The sequence below is a fragment of the Haloimpatiens lingqiaonensis genome (genome assembly GCF_901447495.1).
Taxonomy (GTDB): Bacteria; Bacillota; Clostridia; order Clostridiales; family Clostridiaceae; genus Haloimpatiens; species Haloimpatiens lingqiaonensis.
In genome coordinates this window covers 1-2,981 of record NZ_CABDWS010000143.1, presented here as the reverse complement: position 1 = coordinate 2,981, position 2,981 = coordinate 1, and the positions used below count along the sequence as shown (strand labels likewise).

Here is a 2,981-nt window from a genome sequence, read left to right as displayed (position 1 = left end):
CCCCTTTTTTTGTATTGTTCCATAACCATTATTTGTTAAAATAAAGAGGTGATTTAGTTTGGATATAATAAATTCATACGGAAGTATAATTAAAAAAAATATACCAAATAATCCTAATACAACATTAAATTTAATTAAACTAGGATTAGCTTTGGAAGAAAAAAGAAATCATTTATTTCCTGATAAAAAGTTACCACCTTCACTTCAATATTTAAATACTATCTGCGTTAAATATATATTAGAACCATTAAAAAACCCAAATAATTCAGCCTTTGTAAATCTATTTGCCCCTACAGAACTCCTTCAAGCCATGGAAGTATATCCTCTTTTTGTAGAAGCTTTTTCTTCTTTTCTTTCTGGACTTCAATGCGAAGATGCCTTTATAAATATAGAAGAAAACAGTGGTCTTGGAGAAACCCTCTGCAGTTACCATAAAGCATTTTTGGGTGCCATCGAATCAGGAGTTTTACCTAAACCCCTATTTTCCACTGCTTCATCTATAATATGCGATGCTAATATAAACACCTTTAGGTACGCTGCCTCTAAATATAATATCCCATTTTACAGTGTAGATATTCCTTATGAGTATTCTAAAGATGCAGAAATATATGTAGTGGAACAACTCCAAGAATTAATTGAATTTATGGAGGATATATTAGGAAAACCTTTTAGTTATGAATCACTAAAAAAAGTCATCCATAGAGAAAATAAAAGTAAAAAACTTTTAAAAGAGTATTATAAGGAATTGAAATATAAATACTTTCCAAATACATTAACAATTGAAATGTACAAGCTTTTTGCTTCCCACGTATCCATAGGAAGAGAAGAGACTTTAAAATTTTATGAAATGCTTCTAAAGGATATACAGAAAGCACCTGTTTGCAGTAAAAGCACTAAAAGAATACTATGGGTGCACTTACTTCCTTTTTATCATAAAACTTTAAGGGAATGTTTTAATTTTAGTAATGATTATCAAATATTAACCTGTGACTTAAACTTTGACTATATGGAAGAAATGGATATTTCGAATCCTTTAGCTTCCTTAAGTAAAAAAATGATTTACAATCAATACAACGGAACTTTTCAAAGAAAAATAGATAATATTTTAGAAATGTATGAATCTTTAAATGCAGATGGAGTAATAAACTTTTGTCAATGGGGCTGTAAACAATCCAGTGGCGGAGTGCAGCTTTTAAAAAACTCACTTGTAGAGAAAAATATACCCTTTATATCCTTGGATGGAGATGGTGTAGATAGACGAAATAGCTCCTCTGGACAAATCAAAACTAGATTAGAAGCCTTTTTAGAAATGTGGCAAAACTTTTAGGAGGTAATTTTTATGATAGGATACTTATGTAAATATACACCTATTCACATAATAGAAAGCTTTGGTGAAGACACATACAAAATAAATCCACAAATATACACTTTTGATAAATGCAATTATTTAACTCATAACAATATGTGTTCCTATATAAAAGCAGTAATAGATGAATGTTACAATAAAAAAATAGATAAATTGGTTTTAGTTAACTGCTGCGATAGTATAAGACGTTTATATGATATATTGAAAAAAGATCCTTTATTTAAATTTATATACTTAATTGATATGCCAAGAAAAATTAATAATAATTCCTATAAACTTTTTCATAATGAAATTTTAAAATTCATATCTGCTTTAGAAGATTACTTTCATAAACCTTTTTCTATGGAGTATTTTTTAAATACTATAGGAATTAATAAAAGTGTCAATACTGAATCCTTTAACGAAATTCCTAAAAACACCCTACTTTTAATTGGAGCTAGATTAGAGAATTATCTACTAGAATCAATTAAAAACAATGGATATTCAATTTATGATATAACCTGTACAAATAATCAATGTGCCTTAAATGAAACATTAAAATTGAAAAATGCATTGAACCATTCAAAAGAAGAAGTTATTTTGTGGAAAGAAAAATTATTAATAAATTACTGCAAGGATTTGTTAAATCAATTTCCTTGCATGAGAATGTGTGATATAAGTAAACGATACAATTTTATAGAAAAGAATAAGCAAAATATTAAGGGAATAATTTATCACACCATAAAATTTTGTGATTATTATTCCTTCGATTACACATATTTAAAAAGCAATGTAGATATACCTATTTTAAAAATAGATACGGACTTTTTAATTCAGGGTGAAGGTCAAATTAAAACAAGATTAGAGGTAACTAACAGTTACAAATAAGTTATAAAAAGTTATAATTCACTGTAAAGTTTTATAACTTTTAACTTAGAAAATTGTTGACAGCCTCCCATGTTCGTAAAGAGCATGGAGTGATGTATTAAATACATCCAAAATCCTTTGAATTGCTGGAAACCCCTAAAGCTAACTAAACTACAACGCAAGGATGAAAAAGGCCTAAGCGTGATAGTTGCGAAAGCAGAAAAAATTAGTTAGATAGCATAAGGTTAAATCCTAAGTGCGCCAATCTCATGGTTAAAAACCGTTAGGTTGCGATAATGGGCAATCAGCAGGTAAGCCTCGAAAAGAGGAAACTTCAACGACTATCCTGTGATGGGAGTACACTACAAGCTATTGGTAGTGGAAGTGGAGGACACCTTATATTAATTGACAATTGACAATTGACAATGGACAATTTAATTGAGGTGATGATATAGTCTACGCTCATATGAAAGTATGAGAAGTTCATGAGTTTTACAAGACTTTGAGAACTGCTTAGTATTAGCGATATTAGGTGAATATGCGTAAAACTTGTAAGAAGTTATAAATATATAATGCAATCATTAATTTCAATACAGTATAAATTTTTAACTTTAAAATCTAAAATCTTACCACTTTATAGTATTAGCCTATAAACAGAGCTCTTAGCTTCAGATGGAGTTTTTACTCCAACTGAAGGTTAGAGATCGTTATCCAGGGACGTAGCTGCCGTTATCTCCCACTTTGTTAGAAGTGGGAGTGTTACGGCAGG

The 2,981-nt window shown here is 29.4% G+C and carries 2 protein-coding genes; both read left to right on the top strand.

The features are described from left to right. Positions 1 to 58 precede the first annotated feature (58 nt). On the top strand, positions 59 to 1,327 hold the full coding sequence (locus FGK85_RS14900; protein WP_138207914.1) for a 2-hydroxyacyl-CoA dehydratase subunit D: 1,269 nt from the start codon (positions 59 to 61) through the stop codon (positions 1,325 to 1,327). Positions 1,328 to 1,339: 12 nt separating this feature from the next. Beyond that, the gene (locus FGK85_RS14895) at positions 1,340 to 2,233 is read left to right on the top strand and encodes a 2-hydroxyacyl-CoA dehydratase family protein (RefSeq protein WP_138207912.1); all 894 of its coding nucleotides are present in this window, start codon (positions 1,340 to 1,342) and stop codon (positions 2,231 to 2,233) included. Positions 2,234 to 2,981: the final 748 nt, after the last annotated feature.

Bases quoted from the DNA above. Each gene is read 5' to 3' on its own strand.
- FGK85_RS14895 (WP_138207912.1), top strand. From the start codon at position 1,340: ATGATAGGATACTTATGTAAATATACACCTATTCACATAATAGAAAGC.